Source organism: Brenneria roseae subsp. americana, from assembly GCF_003115815.1.
GTDB lineage: Bacteria > Pseudomonadota > Gammaproteobacteria > Enterobacterales > Enterobacteriaceae > Brenneria > Brenneria roseae.
On record NZ_QDKJ01000008.1, the window covers coordinates 131,348 to 156,112 of the forward strand.

Below are 24,765 nucleotides of genomic sequence, written 5' to 3' on the forward strand. Positions count from 1 at the left end.
TTTTCAAAACCGGATCTTACTGAATTAAAACAAAAAAATAACAGTTAGCTTTTTCTTCTGTTCGACTGACGCAGTCATTTGTTTCAGCGGCTTGGTGAGCACCGATTTTGCTGCTCGTCCGCCTTTATAATTTGTGGATTATCTATAACTATTTACCCGGTGATAATCAGATAAGTCTATTTTTCAGGCCTACCGATACACAACGTAAAAACAAAAACGCAACATTTTAATTCATCCATTTAGGCAAATAGTCGAAACTGATAGAAATATACATCGAACAGTATTGCCACTATCGGCTGAATAAGAGGGATCTTTATGCCTTTTGATCGTATAGGGCGATCAAAAACTTAATAACAATAGACACAACCTATTGAAAACAATAAATTGATCGTTAGAGCCCTTATTGATAAACACTTTACGTCTTCCGTTTTCATATTGTGACGCGTATCACTTATCTCATTCAGCCCCTCACATAACAAATTGGCTATTTCATGAACAGTTTGGCTATCTTTTAGGTAATCCCTCTCTGCTTTTCCTCCGTTGCGTGATCCATCGCGCAAAAAAGAAACAAATATGATCGGTTAACCACACTTAACCATTTATTGACATATTATTAACATGTTTAAGGAGAAGCGTACATGACTCAACATAATAAACACTCTATCCCTACCGCAATTGCGGAAAATGCACTGATAAACGCCGACAAATATAAAAAAATGTATCAACATTCCGTTGACGATCCTGCGTCCTTCTGGGGCGAACAAGGGAAAATTGTCGATTGGATCAAGCCTTATCAGCAAGTCAAAAACACGTCATTCGATCCCGGGCACATCCGTATCCGTTGGTTCGAGGATGGTACATTAAATGTAGCGGCCAACTGTCTGGATCGCCATCTCGCCGAACATGGCGATCAAACGGCGATCATTTGGGAAGGCGATGACGCAAAAGAAAGCAAAAAGATCACCTACCGGGAATTGCACCGGTCCGTTTGCCGCTTCGCCAATGTCCTGAAGTCTCTGGGGGTCAAAAAAGGCGACGTGGTCGCCATCTACATGCCGATGGTGCCGGAAGCCGCCGTGGCGATGCTGGCCTGTGCGCGTATTGGCGCTATCCACTCTGTTATTTTTGGCGGTTTCTCACCCGAAGCGATCGCCGGGCGTATCATTGATTCCAGCGCCAGACTGGTGATCACAGCGGATGAAGGCATCCGTGCCGGGCGCGTTATCCCGCTCAAGAAAAATATTGATGAAGCGCTGAAAAACCCCGGCGTCAAAACCATCACCAACGTCATCGTTTTCCGTCGCACCGGCAAACAGGGAGAGTGGCAAACCGGGCGCGATCTCTGGTGGCACGATCTGATCGAACAGGCCGACGATCATTGCCCGCCGGAAGAGATGAATGCCGAGGATCCGCTGTTTATCCTTTACACCTCTGGCTCGACCGGCAAGCCCAAAGGAGTGCTGCATACCACCGGAGGCTATCTGGTTTATGCGGCGCTGACGTTCAAATACGTCTTTGATTACCATCCTGGCGATATTTACTGGTGTACGGCGGACGTCGGCTGGGTGACGGGTCACAGCTATCTGCTTTACGGCCCACTGGCCTGTGGCGCCATTACGCTGATGTTTGAAGGCGTTCCCAACTGGCCGGACGCACGTCGCATGGCGCAGGTCGTCGACAAACATCAGGTCAATATTCTCTATACCGCGCCGACGGCCATCCGCGCGCTGATGGCCGAAGGTGACAAGGCGATTGAAGGCACATCACGTGAATCCCTGAAGATCATGGGTTCCGTCGGCGAACCGATTAACCCGGAAGCCTGGGAGTGGTACTTCAACAAGATCGGCAATGGAAAATGTCCGATCGTTGATACCTGGTGGCAGACAGAAACAGGGGGCTTCATGATTACGCCCCTGCCCGGAGCAATCGAAGCCAAAGCCGGTTCCGCAACGCGTCCTTTTTTCGGCGTTCAACCCGCGCTGGTGGATAATCTCGGCAACCCGCAGGAGGGTGTCTGCGAAGGCAATCTGGTGATCATCGATTCCTGGCCCGGTCAGGCAAGAACGCTATTCGGCGATCACGACCGGTTCGAGCAAACCTATTTTTCCACCTTCAAGGGGATGTACTTCAGCGGCGATGGCGCTCGCCGTGACGAAGATGGCTACTACTGGATCACCGGCCGGGTTGACGATGTGCTCAACGTTTCCGGCCATCGCCTCGGTACGGCGGAAATCGAGTCGGCGTTGGTCGCTCACCCGAAAATCGCCGAAGCCGCGGTAGTCGGCATTCCTCACAATATGAAAGGCCAGGCTATCTATGCCTATATCACGCTGAACCACGGCGAAGAGCCTTCCAGTGAGCTATATACCGAAGTCCGTAACTGGGTTCGCAAAGAGATCGGTCCGATCGCGACACCAGACATTCTCCACTGGACAGACTCTTTGCCAAAAACGCGATCCGGCAAAATTATGCGTCGGATTCTACGCAAAATCGCGGCAGGCGACACCAGTAATCTGGGAGATACCTCCACACTGGCCGATCCTGGCGTCGTCGAAAAACTGCTGGAAGAAAAGCAGGCCATGAGCACGTCCGCCCAATGATCATTTGACTCAATGCGCTCTTCACACACCACCGAGCCTGATAGTGGTTCGATGGTGTGCGGCCGGCCTTAAGCCAAACCACCTGAGTGTGGCTGCGATCAATCAATAGTTTACTGGAGACTTACGATGAATGATGCCATTTATCAACGGATTGAAAGTAATCCTCTGTTTAGAGAACTGGTGAACAAACGACAGCGCTTTGCCACGATCCTTTCCCTGATCATGCTGGTGCTCTATGTCGGTTTTATTCTGCTGATCGCGTTTGCTCCTGACTGGCTGGGCACCCCGATCGGTCCGGGATCGAGCATAACCCGCGGAATCCCGATTGGCGTGGGTCTGATCGTGGCGTCCTTTGTATTAACGGGCATTTATGTCTATCGCGCCAATGGTGAATTTGATCGCCTGACCAGACAGTTATTGAGTGAGGTAAAGCAATGAAAACACGTTTCATGATGCTGCCCGGACTGCTCGCTTTATCTCCAGCGGCATTGGCTGCTGATGCCCTGACGGGCGACGTTCAGCGTCAACCGTTGAACATTCAGGCGATAGTGATGTTTCTGCTGTTTGTCGGCGCCACGCTCTATATCACCTATTGGGCCTCCAAACGGACGCGCTCACGCAGTGATTACTATACGGCGGGCGGTAACATCACCGGATTTCAGAACGGACTCGCTATCGCGGGCGACTATATGTCAGCCGCTTCCTTTCTGGGAATTTCGGCGCTGGTGTACACCTCTGGCTACGACGGACTGATCTACTCGCTCGGCTTCCTGGTGGGCTGGCCGATCATCCTGTTTCTGATCGCCGAACGTCTGCGCAACCTGGGCCGTTACACCTTTGCCGACGTGGCATCGTATCGTCTGCAACAGCGCCCGATTCGCAGCCTGTCGGCCTGTGGCTCACTGGTGGTGGTCGCGCTTTACCTCATCGCCCAGATGGTTGGGGCGGGCAAGCTCATCGAATTGCTGTTCGGTCTTAACTATCATGTCGCGGTCATTCTGGTCGGGATACTGATGGTCATGTACGTGATGTTTGGCGGTATGCTGGCCACCACCTGGGTACAGATTATCAAAGCGGTTCTGCTGCTGTTCGGCGCAACCTTTATGGCTGTTATGGTGATGAAATCCGTCAACTTCAGCTTCGACGCCTTGTTCAAACAGGCGATGGCGGTTCACCCGAAAGGCGCAGCCATCATGAGCCCCGGCGGTCTGGTTTCCGATCCGATCTCCGCTCTGTCGCTGGGGCTGGGATTAATGTTCGGTACGGCGGGTTTACCGCATATCCTGATGCGTTTCTTCACCGTCAGCGATGCGAAAGAGGCCCGGAAAAGTGTATTTTTCGCCACCGGATTTATGGGTTACTTCTATTTCCTGACCTTCATTATCGGCTTTGGCGCCATCCTGCTGGTTAGCGCCAATCCGTCGTTCAAAGACGCGACCGGCGCCTTGATCGGTGGTAACAACATGGCGGCCGTGCATCTGGCTGACGCGGTGGGCGGTAACTTCTTTCTGGGTTTCATCTCTGCCGTTGCCTTTGCGACCATTCTGGCGGTCGTTGCCGGGTTGACGCTGGCGGGCGCATCTGCGGTGTCCCATGATCTCTATTCCAATGTGCTCAAGAAAGGGAAAGCCACCGAGCGGGACGAACTGAAGGTATCGAAAATCACCGTACTGGTACTGGGAGTCGTGGCTATCGCACTGGGAATTCTGTTCGAGAATCAGAATATCGCCTTCATGGTGGGTCTGGCCTTTTCTATCGCGGCGAGCTGTAACTTCCCAATCATCATCATCTCCATGTACTGGTCGAAGCTCACCACACGGGGGGCGATGATCGGCGGCTGGGCGGGACTCCTGACGGCGGTGATACTGATGATTCTGGGGCCGACGGTATGGGTGACAATTCTCGGTCATGCGACGCCGGTTTATCCGTATGAATACCCGGCGCTATTCTCCATGCTGGTTGCTTTTATCGGCATCTGGCTGTTCTCGATTACGGACAACTCCGAAGCGGGTGCACAGGAACGCGCCCGTTTCCACTCACAGTTTGTCCGCTCACAGACAGGCGTGGGGGCGTCACGCAGCAGTTCTCACTGATTACCGCCTGGGGAACCTCAACCCCGCACGGGGATGAGGTTCCCGCAGGGACGCCTCGCCCCGGTATCCCGATCTTACCTCACGTTGCGGGGCATCGCCCCGTCACGTCTTTCAGCGTTAGATAACCATATTCAACAGCAAACAACCTACCAGCCCGCAAACCGCAATAATGGTTTCCAGCGCCGACCACGACTTCATGGTTTCAACGATGGTCAGATTAAAATACTCTTTGAACAACCAGAAGCCAGGATCGTTTACATGGGAGAAGATCACACTGCCGGAGCCAACGGCCAACACCATCAGTTCCGGGCTCACGCCGGTGATAGCCAGCATCGGCGCCACAATCCCGCCGGCCGTCATGGCTGCTACGGTTGCAGACCCCAATGCCAGACGCAACGCGGCGGCAATCGCCCATCCCATTAACAGCGGCGACAGCGTACTGTTCGCCATCAATGTCTCGATATATTTTGCCACGCCGCCATCAACCAGAATCTGTTTGAAGGCGCCGCCGCCGCCGATAATCATCAGCATCATGGCGATGATCTTGATCGAATCGCTGATGGTATCCATCACCTGTTCCATCGTGCGACCGCGGTTAAGACCGAAGGTGAAGATGGCGACTAATACGGCAATCAGGGTTGCCATGACCGGATCGCCCAGAAACTCTGCGTAAGACAACAACGCATGACCTTTGGGTAACGTCATTTCAGCAACGGCGCGCCCGGCCATCAGAATAACCGGAATCAGCGTGGTCGTTACGCTGATGCCAAAACCCGGCATTTCACTGTCGGTAAAGACTTTCGGGTTGTGCAATCCTTCTGGAATCGGCTTATCGATTCCCCGCAGGAAGCGGGCATAAACCGGGCCGGCCAGGATCACTGTCGGGATAGCGATCAACGTCCCGTACAACAAGGTTTTTCCCATATCAGCTTTAAAAATAATACTGATGGCGGTCGGGCCGGGGTGAGGCGGCAATAGCGCATGGGTTACCGATAACGCGGCAGCCATTGGCACGCCGATAAATAACAGCGGAATACGCGCCGCTGCCGCAATCGTAAAGACCAACGGCAATAACAGTACGAAACCGACTTCATAGAACAGGGCAAAACCGACAACAAATCCGGTCAGCACCACAGCCCACTGGATGTGTCCCTTACCAAATTTATCAATCAGCGTGGTGGCGATGCGCTGGGCGCCCCCGCAATCGGCCAGTAATTTGCCCAACATGGCGCCGAACCCCATGATCAGGGCCAGACTTCCCAGCGTGCCGCCGACGCCGTTCTTAATAGAGGCAATGACACCATTGACGTTGAAGGAACCCTGTGTGGTATAGCCAAGGGCAAGACCAACAGCCAGCGAAACCAGTATCAATGAAATGAAACCGTTCAACTTGCAACGGATCATCAGTAGCAGTAGTAGGGCCACGCCAATCGCTACAATGATTAATGGCATAATAATTCTCCGATATATGTATCGTACAAATCTGATTCGACTATTGTAGGCAGATATAAAAACCGGCTACTTTTCATAAATATAACGCCGTATTTTTCTATAGCGGGCTAGCTATTCCTGCCAACCGCCCGATGGGCCAACGCTACGTATTGTTAAATATTTCTTCCTGAAATTTTTTATGTTTTATCTGCAATAACCAATATGATTGTTTCCGTTTCTCTTTGTGATATTTATCACACCCTTGTTTGTTACCGGTATCATGATACCGGTAACGTGATAAAATAAGGAACTACAGAAAAGACTTAAATATTCATTTTGGGATAGAGATCAAACTTATGGCGGGACAAAGCATAATTATCATGGGTGTGTCTGGTTGCGGTAAATCCAGCGTGGGAGCGGCCATTGCCAACGCATTGGGCGCCAAATTTATCGATGGGGATGACCTGCATCCACGCGCCAATATTCAAAAAATGGCCAGCGGCCATCCATTGGATGACAACGATCGCGCACCGTGGCTCGAGCGTCTGAATGATGCGGCCTATAGTCTGCGGCACAAAAATGAAATCGGCCTGATCGTCTGCTCCGCGCTGAAGCGCCGCTATCGCGATCGCCTGCGCGAAGACAATCCGGACATGATTTTTCTGTATATGAAAGGAAGTTTTGAGGTGATTCTGGAGCGTCTGAAAGCACGCGCCGGCCATTTTATGCCAACAGACCTGCTGAAGAGCCAGTTTGAAGCACTGGAAGAACCGGCGGCGGACGAAACCGACGTCATCGCTATTGATATCGACGGCAGCTTCGATCAGGTTGTCGATCGGGGCATTAAAGCCTTACGCAACGCCGGCGTGGCATCCCGCCGGTAACGCGTTTAAATACTGCCGCCATGCAGGATGGTGAATCCCAAATCAAGCCGTTGGGGGGTAACCGTTTCTCCCCGCAAACGGGCAAGGAGCCGCTCAGCAGCAACTTGCCCCATTTTCTCCCGGGGAGTCAACACGCTGCTCAATTTAGGCGTCATCGACTGGCCGATATCGTGTCCATGAAAACCGGCAATGGCCATATCTTCAGGAATACGCAACCCCTGACGTTGGCACTCGAAAGCGGCGCCAATGGCAATATCGTCGTTGGTGCAGAACAGGCTGTCGGTATTCGGATAGCGCTGACGCGCTTCCTTCATCAATTCACCGCCCAGACTGTAGGAAGACGAACGATCCGTACTGACGCTATGGGGCGTTAAGCCGCAATCCCGCATGGCCTGCTCATATCCCTGCATTTTAATGATGGTGCGCTCATCCTGCCGGGCGCCAAGATAAACGGGATGAGTATGACCATACTCCAGCATGGTTTTAGTCATCTGATAAGCCGCATCAAAGTTATTGAACCCGACCGCCAGATCGATACACGGAGATTCGCTGTCCATAATTTCAATCACCGGAATGCCGGCCACCTCAATCATTTTCCGCGTCCGTTCGGTGTGGGAACGTTCAGAAAGAATCAATCCGTCGATATTGTAGGAAAGCAGCGACATCAGGCGCATCTCTTCACGCTCAACGTGATAGCCATAGTGGGCCAGCATGGTCTGATAGCCGTAAGAGTCGGTGACGCTTTCAATACCACGCAAAACTTCAGCAAACACCTGATTGGTCAATGAAGGCAGCAATACGCCAATCGCCCGGCTGGTCGCATTGGATAAAATTTCAGGAGCCCGGTTGGGAATATAGCCAAGTTCATCCAGCGCAACCGAGATCTTGCTACGCAAGGCCGCAGAAACCATGAGCGGATCGCGCAGATAACGACTGATCGTCATTTTCGTGACGCCCACTTGATTGGCCACATCTTGCAATCCAGGTCTTTTCTTCTTCATTTTCAATAAATTAAGCTGTCATTAACCGGTAACATAGTTTAACAAAGAAAACGCTCCCTGTCTGTCGTACTTGCCAACCAACATAGCGATCCGGAAAATCGCCGGGCGAAATAGTATATTCTTCGGCAACCGTGCCACTTTTTTTCATTGCGTTAACATTCATCAACCATTTTCTGCAAGCAACCGTTTTGCCTTTTTATAAACAGATTTCTCGTTTACTTTCACGGCCGAATGAACGTATTTTCCAATATCATGTAATAACAAGAATTTACTTTCTTATCGTCGCTTTATTTACATGTTTTCTATTTCACATCACTAATATTTCCTATCACGTTGCTCATCCTTGATATTAACAAAACAACACCAAAGCGAACGTCATTATCACAATGTGATATCCATCACAAAACCACTTAACCACTTGCTGAATCGAGTAAATCCAGCAATAAAAATGCGTTGTTACCGGTATCATTCCGGTATATAGTAAGATCGTTGCGTAAAAGCGTACCCCGATACGCAGTGTTAATCAGCTGAGGGCCATATTATGTCAATGAGCCAATAATAAGATAAAACCCGGCTTAGGCTTTAAATAAGCTGGCGTATTTCTCTATTCACCCGCTGAAGGTTTACCTACCGTTCGTCATTAGAACGATAACGCTGTTTATCTCAAAAAAATAAGAATACCGGTTTTTACCCGGCGATATGGCTATTTATTTTTGGCGCTATCAGCGTTTAACAATTTAAGTAATCAATCTTGAAGAAAATGGGGCAAAGTATGAATCCTACCGTTGCGCGCGTTACCCAGAATATCATCTCTCGTTCTCAGGCCGACAGAGCCAGGTATCTGACCAATATCGAGGCGGCGAAAAGCAAAACCGTACACCGTTCTCAGCTTGCCTGCGGCAATCTGGCTCACGGATTCGCCGCCTGTTCACCCGACGATAAATCCGGCCTGAAGAACATGGTAAAAAGCAATATCGGCATCATTACGTCCTATAACGATATGCTGTCCGCGCATCAGCCTTATGAACATTACCCGGCCCTGATTAAAGAGGCGTTGCATTCCGTTGGCGCCGTTGGTCAAGTGGCCGGGGGCGTGCCGGCCATGTGCGACGGCGTGACTCAGGGGCAGGACGGTATGGAGCTCTCTTTGCTCAGCCGCGATTTGATCGCCATGTCGGCAGCGGTAGGTCTGTCTCACAATATGTTTGATGGCGCCCTGTTTCTCGGGGTTTGCGACAAGATCGTTCCCGGTCTGTTTATCGCCGCTATGGCATTCGGCCACCTGCCCGCCGTTTTCGTGCCCGCGGGCCCAATGCGCACCGGTATCTCCAATAAAGAAAAAGTACGTATCCGCCAACTGTATGCCGAAGGCAAAGTCGGTCGCGACGCGTTACTGGAATCAGAAGCCAGCGCCTACCACTCGCCCGGCACCTGCACATTCTACGGCACCGCCAACTCCAACCAGATGGTGATGGAAGTCATGGGGTTGCACCTGCCCGGCTCGTCTTTTATCTATCCCGATATTCCGCTACGACACGCATTGACCGAAGCCGCCGCCCGTCAGGTCACCCGGATGACCGAAACCGGCGGCGACTATCTGCCGGTCGGGCGTCTGGTTGATGAGAAGGTGATCGTCAACGGTATCGTCGCATTGCTGGCGACCGGCGGTTCAACCAATCACACCATGCATCTGGTGGCAATGGCAAAGGCCGCTGGCATCACCATCACCTGGGATGATTTCTCTGACTTATCTGAAGTGGTGCCGCTGCTATGCCGTATTTATCCCAACGGTCCCGGCGATATCAACTATTTTCAGGCCGCCGGGGGCGTTTCGCTGTTGATCCGTGAACTACTGCAAGGCGGCCTGCTCCATGAGGACGTCCATACCGTCGCCGGCTTCGGCCTGCACCGCTATACTCAGGAACCTTTCCTTGAAGACGGTAAACTGGTGTATCGCGAGGGCCCGCACGCCTCGCTGGATACGGAGGTGATCGCCACGCTGGCCGCGCCTTTCGTCAAGCACGGCGGAACCAAAGTCTTATCCGGAAATCTGGGCCGGGCGGTAATGAAAACCTCCGCCGTACCGGAAGACCGTCAGATTATCAAAGCGCCCGCCGTCGTGTTTGAAAGCCAGTATGATATCGATGCCGCGTTCAACGCTGGAAAACTGGATCGCGATTGCGTGATCGTCGTGCGTTTTCAGGGACCGAAAGCTATCGGGATGCCGGAGCTGCATAAGCTGATGCCGCCGCTGGGCGTATTGATGGATCGTGGTTTTAACGTAGCGTTAGTCACTGATGGGCGACTGTCAGGCGCTTCCGGTAAAGTCCCCGCGGCGATCCACGTTACGCCGGAAGCCTATAGCGGCGGTCTGCTGGCCAAAGTTCAGGATGGCGATATGATTCAGATTGACGGCGTGCGTGGCGAAATCAGCCTGTTGGTGGAAGAGGCCGAACTGGCGCGCCGCACAGCGCTACAACCGGATCTATCCGCTTCACATGTGGGTATGGGACGTGAACTGTTCAGAGCGCTACGGGAAAATATCACCGGGGCGGAACAGGGCGCCAGCTGTATTTAATGCCTGAGGGTCAGACTGAGGTTGATGGTTCTGACTCCACTAACCCTCCCCTTCACCGGGGAGGAAATATCCAGCAGTCCTTCTTCCGTCAGCCCCTGCCGCATACCGCCTTTCAACCGCAGCAGACGCCTGGCTGGCGGCCTCAAAACGACGCCGCCGCAATAGGCGGCTACTCTTCACTACGCCGCTCCGTGCCGAATACGTGTTTGTACTGATAGCGAAAGGTGTCGCCCAACGTCAGCACTTCCGGCAACGGAGTCAGAAACGCTTTTTTTATCTGCACCGTGACCGACCAGACGGGCAGCGTATTCGACACGCCGCTGTCATCCTCATCGCTGGCGATCTCCAGCCCGCCAAGCTGGCTCAGGCCGTCGAAATGCAACACGCTGACGGTTAAATCATCCGCTTGCAGATAGCCGTATGCCGCATCGATCATCCGCGCTTTCAGATGCGTCTCCATCTCTGAGGCGCTGCCGGCGTTGAGATCGTCGAGACGAAATGTCTGTATCGCCTTATCCAGCGCCGCACTGCCCACGGCAATCACCAGCCCGATGCGCGCCAGTTCGAACAGCATCATCACGCCGACCAGAACCACCGGCGCCAGGAACGCCACTTCTGTGGCGATCACCCCGCGCGTACTGCGCCAATCCAGATCGTTGCGCCGAAACATCTTCATCATTCGGGATTACCAGGCTGTAAACGTTGACGGCTGGATAACATCAGCGTTTCTTTATCCTGCCGCATCCATCCCCCATACCTAAGCACATCGCCAACGCTTCCCGCGGTTTTCGCCGGTCGCTGACGCGCCTGACAGTACGGAGAGCTAACTTTCATTTCAACTTGCCTACCCCGGTGTGCGCCTCTTAAAAATTGCGACAGAATTAAAACAAGGGAAAAATCAGGACGTACATCGCGCCGAACGCAATAGCGATACCGTAGGGGATGCCTTGTGAAAGATCGCCCGGCAACGCAGGCGGCATGGGTAACCGGCTTTTAAACATCCGATTGGTGGTTTGAATCCCCATTGCCACTACGGCCGGTACGGTATTGAGCAACGGCAGGCCCAGCGCCAATACGCCCCCCGCCAGCGAGGTTATCATGACAAAAACGATCTGATGCCCATGCCCCACCCACAGACATAAAACGCTCATCAGTTTCACATCGCCTGCCCCAATCCTGCCGGTGAGGAAAAGCAAAAAACCGCCCACCAGAACGACAGCGGCGCCCGGCAACGCCCACAGCACCTGATACAGTTTCACCACATCAATCATACCGGACTGCAATACATCCAGTACGCTGAAAGCCAGCCAGCTTAATGCAAGGATCAGTACCGCCTGATTGGGGATCTTTCGTACCAACAGATCGGTACTGACACACCACAGCAGGCATCCCGCCAGTAACGCCGTTTGCAGCCAGTACGCGTAATACGCCACCACTGGATTTATTTCGCCATCTCTGACGTGGATCCGCTGGCGCCGATCGCCGTCACACCGCTTTCATCTCGCAGGAAAGCACGCAGTTTGGTTTTCATATTATTCACAGGAGGGTCTCTTATCCGCAGACAAAGGAACCATGACAAATACCGAACGCCATGACGCTAATAACAGCAATAATGAGACTTATTCTCATATACTACAAGATGCGGAACATTAATATTCGTTAATCTTTATAAATCAAGCAGTAATACATTCTGCGCCCCTGACATGATACGGATAAATATTCAGTTTTTTGCCGGGACATTCACATTCGTTTTAACCATTTGTCTTAACAATTTGTTTTAACAATTTGTCTTAACTACGGGGGTCAGGCACAAATAAACATGAAGCCCAGGGTGAGAGGATGTCAGACACAGCTTGCCACCGTGCAGATCGGCAATCGCCTGTACCAGTGACAAGCCGAGCCCATAGCCAGACTGCTGCCAGGTTTCCAACCGCTGAAAACGCTGTAGCGCTTTTTCATACTGGCCCATCGGAATACCCGGCCCGTGATCCGCCACGCTTAGCGCAATCCAGCCGCGGTAGAGCGTGACGCTCAGGGTGACGTATTTTCCCTGAGCTGCGTACTTCAGGGCGTTTTCCACCAGATTTGCCAATGCCTGAAACAACAAGGCCCGATCGCCGAACAGCTGGATCCCCGCCTTGATTTCCACCCTGATCTGACAGCCCCGTTCTTCCGCCAGCGGTTGGTAATATTCGGCGATCTCTTCCAGCAATTGTCGCGCTTCAATATTTTCAAACTGATGGATACAGCGCCCGCTTTCAATTTCACCAATGCGCATCACCGTGCGGAACAGACCGAGAATTTTATGAACCTCCTCAACGGCGAGATTCAACTCTTCACGAATGTCGCCATCCAGCCCGGCGCGTTCCGTCAGGTTGAACAGGCGGTTTTGCAAATGCGTCAACGGGGTTCGCAGTTCATGAGCGATATGGCTGGACGTGCTGCGAACCTGTTCCATCAGGCGTTCAATACGTTCCAGATTCTGGTTGATATCCTCACTCAGGCTGTCAAAGTCATCGCCATAAGGTGACAACGGCATGCGTACCTGCTGCTCGCCGGTGCTGTAGCGGTGCAGCGCGGAACGGATTTTCTCGACGCTACGCAGGCTTATCAAACTGAAGTGGCGACTGACAAACAGGCAAAACAGCAATACGATAAACAGTCCGGCCCCCGCCACCAGCGGGATCGTCCGCACTCGTTCAAGCATTGGCTTGATATTGTAGGCGGTAAACAACACCGCGCCATCGTCCAGCATGACGGACAGACCGATCAGATTGGTATCATTTTTACTCGACAGCAGCGCTTTCAGGCAGGTCACATCCATCTGGCAAGACGTGTTTTGCAAATCCTCCAGCGGATGGTTGTGATACAAAATAGCGCCATTTTTATCGGTAACCAGAAATATCGGCAGTTCATCGCTTTTAGCCCGATTGTCCTGCCGAAGTTGGGTAATCAGACTATTTGCATTGTTTAAACGAGACTGCATGGAGTAATCATAAATATTACCCAGAATAACTTCACGGACATGCGTTCTGATTAGCGTTTCACTTAATGAGCTGAAGCCGATGATACACATCAGCATCATCAGCAAAAATAAAAAAACAATGGTGATCGCCTGCCGAAAGTTTGAGGTACATAAAAAGCCCGGATATTGGCTTGCCCCGATTAATTGCCAGTGCTTTATTTTCATCTGCCAGCGACGGCTCAGCTTTTTTGTTTTTATTTTATTCAGCGTGGCTGCCAACATTCGCTCTATCCTTGTCGACCGATCCTAGCGCATAGCCCATTGCCCTTAGCGTTTTAATTAATGGCCGCGGGAATCCTTTGTCAATTTTCGAGCGCAATTTCGACATGTGTACGTCGATCAGATTGGTCTGGGGATCGAAATTGTAGCCCCATACCCGCTCCAGCAGCATGGTTCGGGTTATCGCCTGACCGGGGTTTTCCATCAGAATAATCAGCAACTTGATTTCCTTATCCGTCAAGTCGATACGCTGACCGCCGCGCCAGGCCACGCGCTGTAGACGATCAAGCTGCAGGTCCTCGAATGTCAGGAGAGAGGAATTATCCACATGGCGTTTACCACGCCGCGCCATAATATCCAGACGCAGTCTGAGTTCATTAAAATTAAAAGGTTTGCCAAGATAGTCTTCCGCACCGAGCTCCAATCCCATCACCCGATCGACATCCCGGTCTAATGCGGAAAGCAGCATAATTGGCGGATGGCGCGATCCCTGTAATTCACGCAATACGGTAAACCCATCCATAACCGGCAGCATTCTATCCAGCAGAACCACATCATAAACTTCATCTTTTATTGCTTTTAATGCGTGTTCGCCGTCATGAACCATACGGCATGAATGACCGTGCGAATGTAATTTAGAGCCCAGCCAATGGCACAGTACAGAATCATCATCAACCACCAGTACGCGCATAACGTTCCCCTACCAAGCGTGGCTACCCTAAATAATTCGAGTTGCAGGAAGGCGGCAAGCGTAAGTGATCCGGGCGACTGACAAATCTGCCGGGAGCAGATTTGAACGCTGCTTGCAGCGGCCCCACCGGAGCGAGGCTCATGGATGGGCCGGGTAATAAAGCCAACACACATGCAACTTAAAATATGACGGGTATATTCACATGTTTAATTTATGGTTAAGACTCAATTTATTATTTTCAGTCTGCCATAGCAGGCTGCTCCCATCGCGACATGACTCTGGCGCGACATGAGAGTAAGAAAAGTGTCATCTAAGGATTTTCGCATGGATAATAACAATCATTATCATTTAGTGACAAGCTATTTACAATCGGGAGAGGGGGTTTTGCGTGTAAGGATTTAGAAAAGATCCCCACCGCCTGAACGATGGGGAGTAACAGGAAAAGAAAAAGATCAATGAAATGCTGGCGTAAGGATACCGCGGTTTTACTCGTGTTCGATCAGTACCGCTTCCAGCAGATCCAGATCGCGCAGCATTTTTTGCAATGTTTCATTGCTGATTTGCTGGGTTGCACGCAGGTGATATAGCTCCGCGCGTTCGGAGTTCAACGCAGTCAGACGAAAACGCCGTTCAAGATTTTCAATCAGCAGGCTATTTTCCAGATTGTCTTTATCCGCGATCCGCCGCCGCAGGTTCCCGATGACGCGCGCGCTGACCTCTTTCAACACCTGCTCATCAATGTTTTCCTCGCTGTCCGCCGCCAGCCGCTCCTCCATTTTATACAGGCTTTTGATAGCCACTTCAGCCGCAGCAATACGCGCCATGCGCTCCTCTTTGACGTAAGCGGCTTTATCGGCCACCACCACGCCGCGTAACAAAAAGGGTAGCGCCAGTACGCCGCATAACAGAGAAAACAGGATGACGCCCGTCGCAATAAATACCAGTTGATAACGTGACGGGAAAGCGGTGCCGTCGGTCAATAACAACGGTATAGAGAGCACGCCCGCCAGCGTTATCGCGCCCCGGACACCCGCAAACGAGACAATCCATAGCTCACGAGTGGTAAATTGCCCGAACACCATGGGACGCTTTTTCTGGATATGCATGCTGTATCTTTTCATCATCCACAGCCAGCAGAAACGCAACAGCAGCAACGCGGCATAAATGATTGCGATGTCGGTAAACAACATCCAGGTTTCCACCGTTGGGTCCAGTTGCGCCTGCGTTATCGAGGTTTCCAGAATCCCGGGCAACTGTAGCCCCAGCATAATAAATACCGTGCCGTTAAACACAAATTCCAGCATCGACCAGACACCGTTTGCACGTAATCGCATATTCAGCGGCGCATTACGAATGACGCCGGATTGACCGATAGTCATCCCGGAGGCGACGGCAGCCAAAATACCCGATACGCCAATGTGTTCTGCAATCAGGTAAGAAGCGAACGGCAACAGCAGCAGCAGCACAATCTGCGTCGCGGCATCATCGCCACTCCAACGGCTAATGATGCGCAGGGATTTACTATATAGCCAGGTAACGGCGACACCCGCCAGCAGGCCGCCTACCGCAACCTGAAGGAACGCCAGCGTCGCGCCGGACACGCTGAAAACCATCGTCCCCATCGCAATCGCCACCGCAAACTTCAGCGATACCAGACCGGACGCGTCATTCATCAACGCCTCGCCCTGAAGAATGCCCATCAACTTCTTCGGAATACGGTCTTCACCCACAATGCCGGAAAGTGCGACCGCATCCGTCGGCGACAGTACGGCAGCCAACGCAAAGGCGGCAATCAGCGGCATTCCCGGCACCATCCAGTAGATGAAATAGCCGATACCCACCACGGTAATCAGAACCAGAACCAGCGCCAGACCAATAATTTCGCGGCCATGCTTCAGAAATTCGCGGGTCGGTGTTTTCCAGCCATCGGCAAACAACAGCGGCGGAATAAACAGCACCATGAACAATTCGGGATTGAAATCAACATGCAAACCGAACTGGGGCCAGGCCAGTATGGCGCCAACGGCAATCTGCATGAGCGGTAGAGGTATTTGAAAAGGTAAAATTCGTGTAACCACACCTGATAATGAAACCACCAAGATTAAAATAAGAATAGTAAAAAAGATTTCCATGCTTTCCTTAGACCATCTCCTGCATATTGAAAAATTGGCTATCGACCCGTCAGACCATGAAATACTCTTCCATATTTAACGCATTTATCAGGGCATGAAAATGAATTTCTTAGTGGAGGAGCAAGGTAATGGTTTTCCCTGATTATCGCATGCTCAACATCAACCAGATTCAAATGAAGTGACGCCTCGAAAGATGGCGATCGGGCTATCCTGTCCGCCATAAACAAGACGTGCAGATATAGGGAAAGCATGGCGTCGGACAAGCGCCCGGACGCATTAAATTAACAGGAAAAGATGAAGGAAATAGAAGAGAAAAAAAGACCTTCGGGACAGCGCCCCGAAGGTCCGCCAGATTACAGCGCCCAACCACCGGCATAGAAGATCACCAGTGCGATCGCAATAAGCACCGTACCAATGTTCAGTTTGCGCCATTCACCAGAGAAGATACGCCCCAGCACCAGCGACCCGAAGCCCAGCATAATACCGGTCACAATGTTACAGGTCAGTACGATGAACACCGCACACACCAGACCGGACATGGCATCAACGAAATCATCAAAGTTCAGTTTGGACACGTTGCCCAGCATCAGCAGACCAACATACATCAGCGCAGGCGCCGTCGCATAACCCGGAACCAGATAGGACAGCGGAGACAGGAACAGGATCAGCAGGAACAGCACGCCGACCACGGTGGCGGTCAACCCGGTTTTACCACCAGCCGCCGTACCCGCAGCCGATTCAATGTAAACCGCCGCTGGCGACGTCCCCACCAGACTGGAGAAAATGCTGCTGACGGAGTCAGCCGTCAACGCTTTACCGCCATTGATGATTTGTCCGTCTTTATCCAACAGGTTTGCCTGACCCGCCACCGCGCGGATCGTACCGGTCGCATCAAAAACGGCCGTCATGACCAATGCCAGTACGCTCGGCAATACCACCGGCTGCAACGCCCCCATAATATCCAGGCTGAAGATCAGAGAAGTACCATCCGCGCCAGTCAGGCTTGGCAGCGCAAAAAAGCCCTGATATTTCACATTCGGATCGAAAATCAGCCCCAGAACAGAAATGACAATAATAACCAGCAAGATCCCGCCGGGAACATGACGTTTTTCCAGACCGATAGTCGCCGCCAGACCCAGCAGCGCCATGATGACAGGGAACGACGTAAAATCCCCCAGCGCAACAGGCAGGCCATCGATTGGGTTCTTAATCACCAGACCAATTCCGTTGGCGGCAATAATCAACAGAAACAGACCGATACCAATACCCGTGCCGTGCGCGACCCCAAGCGGAAGATTGCGCAGGATCCAGGTACGGATCCCGGTGGCGGAGATGATGGTGAACAGCACGCCCATCAGGAAAATCGCCCCCAGCGCAACCGGTACGCTAATCTGCTGCCCCAGAACCAGACTGAAAGCAGTAAACGCCGTCAGGGAAATAGCGCAACCAATGGCCATTGGCAGATTGGCCCATAATCCCATCAGCAACGAGCCCAGACCGGCAACCAGACAGGTGGCGACAAACACCGCGCTCGGCGGAAAGCCCGCTTTACTCAGCATACCCGGAACAACGATAACCGAGTAAACCATGGCCAGAAATGTGGTTAGTCCAGCCAACACTTCCTGACGCACGTTACTTCCGCGCTGCGTGATTTTAAAAAATGCATCAAGCGCATTATGCGGGCGGGCCGCACTATTAGCCTGACGTGTCGTATTTGACATGGTGGTATCCCCTGAAATGTCATTATTTAATGGTAAATCGTAGGCGGTTCACCCAGCCTTGCACCGGGTGTGCATCAGCGATAACTGACACACCACGAACCTTATGGACATGCACGCAAACGATTACTTCGCTGAATGCAAAACCACAGAATTTTGCCGGGTTATCTGAAGCCAACGATTATCCTGCTTCATCCATATTTATTTCAACTGCTAATCGAGACTATTTACCTATACCTTTCATGTTGCCGTCCGGTTGCCGTCGTCTTGTCTCCCGATGTTGCTTTATCACCCCGCCCAACCTTCCCAGCTGTGGAGCTCAAACGGGCCATGACAGGAAAACACGACCAGGTAGAAGAAAGAGTGATAATGGACAATAGGCAGCAATCAAAACGCTGGTTTATTTCTAACAAACTTAATGTTCATTTTTTTGTGATTAGCTTCACAAAAAAGTTGACCTCATGTATCAGCGCGAGTATTCTTAAAAACGTGAACAGCGTCACAGAAAAACATCAACTCACGAGGATATCAAAATGAAACTGCTGAACAAAATCATCGCTATGTTTGAAAACATCAACGTCAACTTTGGTACTTTCAACAACTAATTCTCGAAAAGAAGAGGTGGGGATAAAAAGATGAGTGTTGTCCGTAAAATCAATCAAATACTAAAAGCGTTGGGCAAAACCTATCGCGGTGTTAACCCCCACGCTATCTTCCGTTAATCGTCCTGGTACGATAACGACGATTTAAATGGCTGCCATCAGGCAGCCATTTTTCTTTGTATTTTATAGAAAAAGTATTTTGTAGAAAAACCGCAGCGCTTCCCTACTCTTCTGCACGACTTATCTGAGACGGAGGCGGAGGCGGATAAGACGTGCAGATCAGCCTGAAATCATTCTCAGGCGTAGAGCGAAACTTCCCCTGTCGGACGCGTTTTGAAACGGCGATGCAGCCAAAGATATTGCTCTGGCGCCCGCATAATTTCGCGTTCGATGACCTTATTGATATAACACGCGGCTTCCTGCTCATCGTGATAAGGGTAATTCTGTAGTTCAGGCTGAATGACCAGCCGATAACCGGAAGCATCCGGGTTACGAATCAATACCGTGGTGATCATCGCGGGCTTAGCCAAACGAGCTATCGTATACGTACCGCTGGTTGTCGCGGCTTTCTTGACGGCAAAAAAGGGAGCGAACACGCTACCTCTGGGGCCGTAATCCTGATCGGGAGCAAACCATACCGCTTCACCGCGCCGCAACGCATGCACCATGCCGCGCAGATCCTTGCGATCAATCATAGCCTTATTAGATCGGGAACGTCCCCAGGTCTGCACCATCTCCATCACTTTATTGTTGTGCGGACGATACATCGCCATCATCGGCTGGCACAGCCCCATCGCCCTGCCGCCCAATTCGAGCGACATAAAGTGAATGCCAATGACCATGACGCCACGCTCTTTAGCACAGGCTTGCTGCAAGTGTTCCAGCCCCGACACATCAAACCAATGACGTACGCGGCGATCCGACCAGAACCAGGCCATACCGGTTTCAACCAACGCCATTCCCAGAGAGGCGAAATTGTTGACGATCATCGCTTCGCGTTCTTCAACGGAAATGGTGGGAAAACACAGTTCAAGATTACGTCTGGCGATAGAGACACGGCGTTTGAGAACAAGACGCGATAAACGCCCCGCATTTCTGCCAATTCTCATCAGCAGCGGATAAGGAAGCTGTACCAGCAGGAACAGGACGCCAAGGCCAAACCAGGTAAGCCAATAGCGAGGATGAAGTAATGACCTGGCAAATCGTTGTTTAATCTTCATGAGACTCATTTTTAAGTAGTCAACGTAGGTACCGCATAAAGAATCGCTCTCGCCGCGCTACATTTATACTGTGACACTTTCTAATCGTTATAGTTTCTGCGGTGTATGAAATTTACTCTAACCGCCACAATCATGGGGTTAACACCAGGGTGAAAACGCTAATATTTTTTATGAAGGGAACATGGGAAGTACTCGAACCAACCTGCCTGGAGGCCTAAGATGGCTTACATCATACTCGAATTCATGGAGGAAGGGAGTGATAAAAATGCAAATAATTAAGCCCCTCAGAATCTCTGAAGGGCTTAATACATAATCAGTTGTTTTTCGTGATGATCATTGGCAAAGGCAAGATGCCGGTTCAACGGTCATCAGCAAAAGACCATTAGATTACGGAAACATTCACCGCTGATGGGCCTTTCTGGCCGCTTTCAACACTGAATTCTACCTTCTGGCCTTCGTCCAGACTTTTGTAATCGTTACCCTGGCCTTGAATGGCAGAGAAGTGAACGAATACATCTTTGCTGCCGTCAGTCGGGGTGATGAAACCAAACCCTTTACCAGCGTCAAACCATTTTACCAATCCAGTCATTTTATTAGACATAGAGAATTTCCTTTATATATTTAGATAGCCACTATAGGGCGGAACGGGGACTGTTACAGTGATTACTTATGGGCACTTATAAGAAGGAAATTCGTCGGATAAGAGATTGGGTGCATCGCTTGAACTAGGAACCGCTTAATTACAATGTCTTTCATAAATAGGTCTGTATTACAGGCCGATGACGTTATTAACGCATGAATGGTTTTTTATAGCAAGCCTTTCTTTCAAAGAAATTCTGGCGACCGTATAAAACAGACAAAACCTCCTGAAGATTCCCTCCATGTTATCGACATGAAAAAGAAAATTTCCACTCTCATTATGATGATAACTATCATTTTATTTTTTCTTGTAACATTTTCATCCTCGTCAATCACCGGCATCATTTTCCATTATTATGCCTAAAAGATGTTATAATGTTTCACCAAACAATGCCGGAGAAAATCAATGAATATCCATAATTTAACCTGGTACCCGGCACAACGATCGCGTGTCGAGTCCATTATCGGCCTCGCTGTCGTGCAGGTTTGCGAACAGGGCCGACCGATAAATACCCGAACGTTACTTGATTTCATGTATGTGCAATTAGGTGAAATGAAAAAAAGCGATGACAGAGAAGGAATGATGACGGCCATTTCCATTCTTGAAAAAAATCAGGATACCTATGCTAAAGAATAACGAAATGATGCCAATATCCCGGCAAATAAAATTACCAGATATATTGATTAAATAAGTTCCCCGATAATACGATCAGGGAACAACAGAATTCACCATCGTGATAAAAAATACCCGTCAAGGTTATTTTTGGGTCGCCAGAATCACGCTGGATGCTTTAATCAACGCAATCACTTCTCGCCCATCAACAATCGCCATTTCATCAATACTTTCATTAGTCACGCTAGAGGTTAGTGATAACCCGCTGCGGGTCTCAATATGTACGGTAGAATTTACCGCGCCTTTGACGACTTTTTTCACCGTACCCACAAACTGATTACGCGCTGAAAAATTCAACCCACAGTCTGACGATGCCAAAATAACCCAGGGCGCCTTGATTAAGGCAATCGCCGTTTTACCCGGCGCCAAGCCCAGAGAATGACTGCTTGCCTTGGTAATCACCGTTGTCAGCTGTTCTCCACCGTCCAGTTTCAGGACGACTTCGTTATTCACCGCGCCTTCGATAATGCTGGCAACAACACCTGTTAATTGATTTCTTGCAGAAACTGACATAGTTACCCCTTTTAATTTTCAGATTAAGCGACATATTTCTGATTCAAACAGCAACCGAGATTTTTCCTCAAGATTCATTTATCTGATGAACAATCCGGGGCTGAAGAAACAATACTTCAGCCACGGGGAACAAACATCAGGACACCATCATGAAGCGTTCAAGCTGCCGTCGTAACTGCTCGTTTTCTCTCTTCAGCTCATCTATTTGATCCAGTAGCGTCAACGTCATGGCAACGCCAGGCCAGTCCAAATCCAGTTCTATCTGTAATCGCTGCGCCCGCCGGAGACAGCTTAACGCCCGGTCATCGAAGATCCAGTGCGATTCATCCGGCTCAAGAGGAACAATCACACCCAGTCCTACGACTTCGATCAATTCCTCCTGAGTGATATCCACGGAGCGGCACAGCTCCACCACAGTAAACGTCATTTCTTCCGCCATTATTTTGACTCCCATTCGCGACGAGGATTAAATGCCGCCTGTTCGGCCAACTGTTTCCACAGTGCAGCGGCTTTTTCATCCATCTTCGGTGGCATCACCACTTTCAGAATGGCATACAGATCACCAGTCCCCTTTTTACTTTCCAGCCCTTTTCCTTTTATCCGTAATCGTTTGCCGCTTTGACTGCCGGGCGGGATCGTCAGGGCTATTCTGCCGGTCAATGTAGGCACTTCGATACTGGCGCCCAATGCCGCTTCCCAGGGCGCCAGCGGCACGACGATAGTCAGATTATGACCATCAATATCAAACAGCGGGTGCGGAGCAATACGAATAGTCAGGAACAGATCGCCGTTCGGCCCGCCGCCCAAACCAGCGCTTCCCTGACCTTTCAGACGGATACGCTCGCCGTCTCCCACACCTGCCGGGATTTTTACATTCAGCGTTTTAGTCACTTCCCTGGTCTGACGTCCCAGCTCATCAAAAACCGGTAATGAGTAGGAAATCGACCGGCTTTGCCCAGTCAGCGTTTCTTCCAGAAACAGCGGAACTTCCATCTCAAGATCCTGACCGCGGGCAGCATAAGCGGCCCGTGCGGAGGCAGTACGCTGACCCTGAGATGCCTGATGGCCAAAAATAGACTCGAAAAAATCAGAAAAATCATGCGAACCACCGGCCGAACTGTGCCAGTGCGTCCCGCCACCGTCATAACCCGGCGGTGGTTCGGAGAAGCGGGGATCGTTGCGATGCTGCCTCAATTCGTCATATTCGGCACGTCGCTCACTGTCTTTCAACACCTCATAAGCTTCGGCAACGTCCTTGAATTTGTTTTCCGCATCCTGTTCTTTACTGACATCGGGGTGATATTTACGCGCCAGTCTGCGGTAAGCCGTTTTGATCGTTTTCAGATCGGCGGAAGGATCGACTTCCAACGCGGCATAGTAGTCTTTGAATTCCATGCGGTAATGCCCTTAAACATAATGGTTATACGATAAACAATCGCTTTTACCTTCCAGGCGGAGTGTTCGTTTTCTCGGTATCCGTTTCCAATCATACGCCTATATGCCATTGAGAAAACGGTTGCTCCATTAAAACCTTAGACGATAAATACCATCGCAGCCGTTTCACAGCAAAAGAGATCGTTTCGCTCTCCGGGACCCGGAGGTAAAAGCCATCACGGCGATTCGTCCCCAAATGCTACGCCAAACCGACTGATGCAGGGACAACACGGTTAGTACTCTCTGGCTGATACAGTTAACCCATGCTATCTTTTTAGCAGTCATCTGTTAGTTACTTACCATTAACTTCATATTAACCAGAGTATAAGGGGACCGGGTATGACACGAATGACTGCTAAAGACTTTTCGCCGGAGTTGCTCGAGCTTTACGATTACTACGCCCATGGGAAAATCACCAAACGCGAATTTATTTCCATGGCGACAAAGCTTGCCGTTGGCGGAATGACAGGCATGACGCTGCTAAGTCTGATGAGCCCGAATTACGCTCTGGCACAGCAAGTTGAATTCACCGATCCTTCTATTCTTCCTGAATACATTCAGTACCCATCGCCCAACGGACATGGTGAAGTGCGGGGATATTTCGTGCGCCCGGCAGAAGCCACCGGCAAATTGCCTGCGGTGGTTGTGGTTCATGAGAACCGGGGGTTGAATCCCTATATAGAAGACGTCGCGCGGCGGGTTGCCAAAGCGGGTTTCATCGCACTGGCGCCGGATGGGCTGAGCTCAGTCGGCGGCTATCCCGGCAATGACGATAAAGGCCGTGAACTCCAGCAGCAGGTCGACCCGACCAAACTGATGAATGACTTTTTTGCCGCTATCGATTTCCTGATGCACCACCCCGACACCACGGGCAAAGTCGGCATTACCGGTTTTTGTTATGGCGGCGGCGTCGCAAACGCTGCGGCCGTCGCATTCCCCGAACTGGGCGCGGCCGTACCGTTCTATGGTCGTCAGGCCGACGCGGCCGATGTTCCCGCGATCAAAGCCCCGTTGCTGATCCACTATGCCGAACTGGATACTCGTATCAACGAAGGCTGGCCAGCTTATGAGGCTGCGCTCAAAGCTGCGAATAAAACCTATGAGGCCTACATCTATCCCGGCGTGAACCACGGTTTCCATAATGATTCGACACCGCGCTACGATAAAGCCGCCGCCGATCTGGCATGGGATCGTACCATCAACTGGTTCAAGCGTTACCTGGCGTGAGCCAGTATCAAGATACTGGACATATCGACACCGTCTGCTCGTGCGTTTTCAGATAGAAGAACGGTTACCGAATAAAACGTTCCCC

At 50.9% G+C, this 24,765-nt stretch carries 22 protein-coding genes; 7 read left to right on the top strand and 15 right to left on the bottom strand.

Annotated features, from left to right (window positions below):
- The first annotated feature begins 638 nt into the window (after positions 1-638).
- The 3 genes from acs (at position 639) to actP (ending at position 4,693) form a co-directional block, all read left to right on the top strand.
- Entirely contained in the window at positions 639-2,600 is a 1,962-nt protein-coding gene (acs, locus tag B4923_RS11940) for an acetate--CoA ligase (protein WP_109054591.1), read from the top strand.
- Between the two features lie 126 nt (positions 2,601-2,726).
- Positions 2,727-3,038, top strand: coding sequence for a DUF485 domain-containing protein (locus B4923_RS11945; protein WP_109054592.1), 312 nt, complete (start codon positions 2,727-2,729; stop codon positions 3,036-3,038).
- Positions 3,035-4,693, top strand: coding sequence for a cation/acetate symporter ActP (gene actP, locus B4923_RS11950; RefSeq protein WP_109054593.1), 1,659 nt, complete (start codon positions 3,035-3,037; stop codon positions 4,691-4,693). Before B4923_RS11945 ends, actP begins: the two co-directional genes overlap by 4 nt.
- Before the next feature lie 117 nt (positions 4,694-4,810).
- Here actP and gntT read toward each other — a convergent pair whose 3' ends face one another.
- A complete protein-coding gene (gene gntT / locus B4923_RS11955) occupies positions 4,811-6,145 on the bottom strand; it encodes a gluconate transporter (protein WP_109054594.1) in 1,335 nt (444 codons plus the stop codon).
- A 335-nt stretch (positions 6,146-6,480) separates the two neighbouring features.
- On the opposite strand from gntT, the gene B4923_RS11960 reads away from it, so the two are divergent.
- Positions 6,481-7,008, top strand: a complete 528-nt coding sequence (locus tag B4923_RS11960; RefSeq protein ID WP_109054595.1) for a gluconokinase — start codon at positions 6,481-6,483, stop codon at positions 7,006-7,008.
- A gap of 5 nt (positions 7,009-7,013) precedes the next feature.
- Here the strand turns inward: B4923_RS11960 and gntR are convergent, their stop codons facing one another.
- On the bottom strand, positions 7,014-8,009 hold the full coding sequence (gene gntR / locus B4923_RS11965; RefSeq protein WP_109054596.1) for a gluconate operon transcriptional repressor GntR: 996 nt from the start codon (positions 8,007-8,009) through the stop codon (positions 7,014-7,016).
- 772 nt (positions 8,010-8,781) lie between these two features.
- On the opposite strand from gntR, the gene edd reads away from it, so the two are divergent.
- Complete coding sequence (edd, locus tag B4923_RS11970; RefSeq protein ID WP_109054597.1) at positions 8,782-10,587, top strand: phosphogluconate dehydratase; 1,806 nt, start codon at positions 8,782-8,784, stop codon at positions 10,585-10,587.
- 169 nt (positions 10,588-10,756) lie between these two features.
- Here the strand turns inward: edd and B4923_RS11975 are convergent, their stop codons facing one another.
- The 10 genes from B4923_RS11975 to cspA all read right to left on the bottom strand — a co-directional run bounded on the left by B4923_RS11975 (position 10,757) and on the right by cspA (position 20,795).
- A complete protein-coding gene (locus tag B4923_RS11975) occupies positions 10,757-11,266 on the bottom strand; it encodes a TadE/TadG family type IV pilus assembly protein (protein ID WP_425428619.1) in 510 nt (169 codons plus the stop codon).
- Entirely contained in the window at positions 11,263-11,421 is a 159-nt protein-coding gene (locus tag B4923_RS20915; RefSeq protein WP_170116053.1) for a hypothetical protein, read from the bottom strand. The genes B4923_RS11975 and B4923_RS20915 overlap by 4 nt, the downstream gene beginning before the upstream one ends.
- A 47-nt stretch (positions 11,422-11,468) precedes the next feature.
- Positions 11,469-12,020, bottom strand: coding sequence for an A24 family peptidase (locus B4923_RS11980; RefSeq protein WP_109054686.1), 552 nt, complete (start codon positions 12,018-12,020; stop codon positions 11,469-11,471).
- A gap of 8 nt (positions 12,021-12,028) precedes the next feature.
- Positions 12,029-12,127 (bottom strand): Flp family type IVb pilin, encoded by a 99-nt coding sequence (locus B4923_RS21315; protein WP_425428620.1) that lies wholly within the window; start codon positions 12,125-12,127, stop codon positions 12,029-12,031.
- Between the two features lie 237 nt (positions 12,128-12,364).
- Positions 12,365-13,834, bottom strand: coding sequence for a sensor histidine kinase (locus B4923_RS11990; protein WP_109054598.1), 1,470 nt, complete (start codon positions 13,832-13,834; stop codon positions 12,365-12,367).
- Positions 13,812-14,522 carry a response regulator transcription factor gene (locus B4923_RS11995; protein ID WP_109054599.1) on the bottom strand — a complete coding sequence of 237 codons (711 nt, stop codon included), beginning with the start codon at positions 14,520-14,522 and terminating at the stop codon, positions 13,812-13,814. Before B4923_RS11995 ends, B4923_RS11990 begins: the two co-directional genes overlap by 23 nt.
- 485 nt (positions 14,523-15,007) lie before the next feature.
- On the bottom strand, positions 15,008-16,654 hold the full coding sequence (locus B4923_RS12000; RefSeq protein ID WP_109054600.1) for a Na+/H+ antiporter: 1,647 nt from the start codon (positions 16,652-16,654) through the stop codon (positions 15,008-15,010).
- Positions 16,655-17,007: 353 nt separating this feature from the next.
- On the bottom strand, positions 17,008-18,375 hold the full coding sequence (locus B4923_RS12005; protein ID WP_109054601.1) for an NCS2 family permease: 1,368 nt from the start codon (positions 18,373-18,375) through the stop codon (positions 17,008-17,010).
- An 895-nt stretch (positions 18,376-19,270) separates the two neighbouring features.
- Positions 19,271-20,194, bottom strand: a complete 924-nt coding sequence (lpxP, locus tag B4923_RS12015) for a kdo(2)-lipid IV(A) palmitoleoyltransferase (RefSeq protein ID WP_109054602.1) — start codon at positions 20,192-20,194, stop codon at positions 19,271-19,273.
- Between the two features lie 382 nt (positions 20,195-20,576).
- Entirely contained in the window at positions 20,577-20,795 is a 219-nt protein-coding gene (gene cspA, locus B4923_RS12020; RefSeq protein WP_009114380.1) for an RNA chaperone/antiterminator CspA, read from the bottom strand.
- Between the two features lie 444 nt (positions 20,796-21,239).
- Between cspA and B4923_RS12025 the strand changes: the two genes are divergently transcribed.
- Positions 21,240-21,470 carry a hypothetical protein gene (locus B4923_RS12025; RefSeq protein ID WP_109054603.1) on the top strand — a complete coding sequence of 77 codons (231 nt, stop codon included), beginning with the start codon at positions 21,240-21,242 and terminating at the stop codon, positions 21,468-21,470.
- 120 nt (positions 21,471-21,590) lie between these two features.
- Here the strand turns inward: B4923_RS12025 and B4923_RS12030 are convergent, their stop codons facing one another.
- The 3 genes from B4923_RS12030 to cbpA form a co-directional block, all read right to left on the bottom strand.
- A complete protein-coding gene (locus B4923_RS12030) occupies positions 21,591-22,019 on the bottom strand; it encodes a TOBE domain-containing protein (protein WP_109054604.1) in 429 nt (142 codons plus the stop codon).
- Between the two features lie 136 nt (positions 22,020-22,155).
- Positions 22,156-22,458 carry a chaperone modulator CbpM gene (locus B4923_RS12035; RefSeq protein ID WP_109054605.1) on the bottom strand — a complete coding sequence of 101 codons (303 nt, stop codon included), beginning with the start codon at positions 22,456-22,458 and terminating at the stop codon, positions 22,156-22,158.
- The gene (cbpA, locus tag B4923_RS12040) at positions 22,458-23,414 is read right to left on the bottom strand and encodes a curved DNA-binding protein (RefSeq protein ID WP_109054606.1); all 957 of its coding nucleotides are present in this window, start codon (positions 23,412-23,414) and stop codon (positions 22,458-22,460) included. The genes B4923_RS12035 and cbpA overlap by 1 nt, the downstream gene beginning before the upstream one ends.
- A 378-nt stretch (positions 23,415-23,792) precedes the next feature.
- Between cbpA and yghX the strand changes: the two genes are divergently transcribed.
- Positions 23,793-24,680: a YghX family hydrolase gene (gene yghX, locus B4923_RS12045; RefSeq protein ID WP_109054607.1), complete on the top strand. Its 888-nt coding sequence runs from the start codon at positions 23,793-23,795 to the stop codon at positions 24,678-24,680.
- The last annotated feature ends 85 nt before the right edge of the window (positions 24,681-24,765 follow it).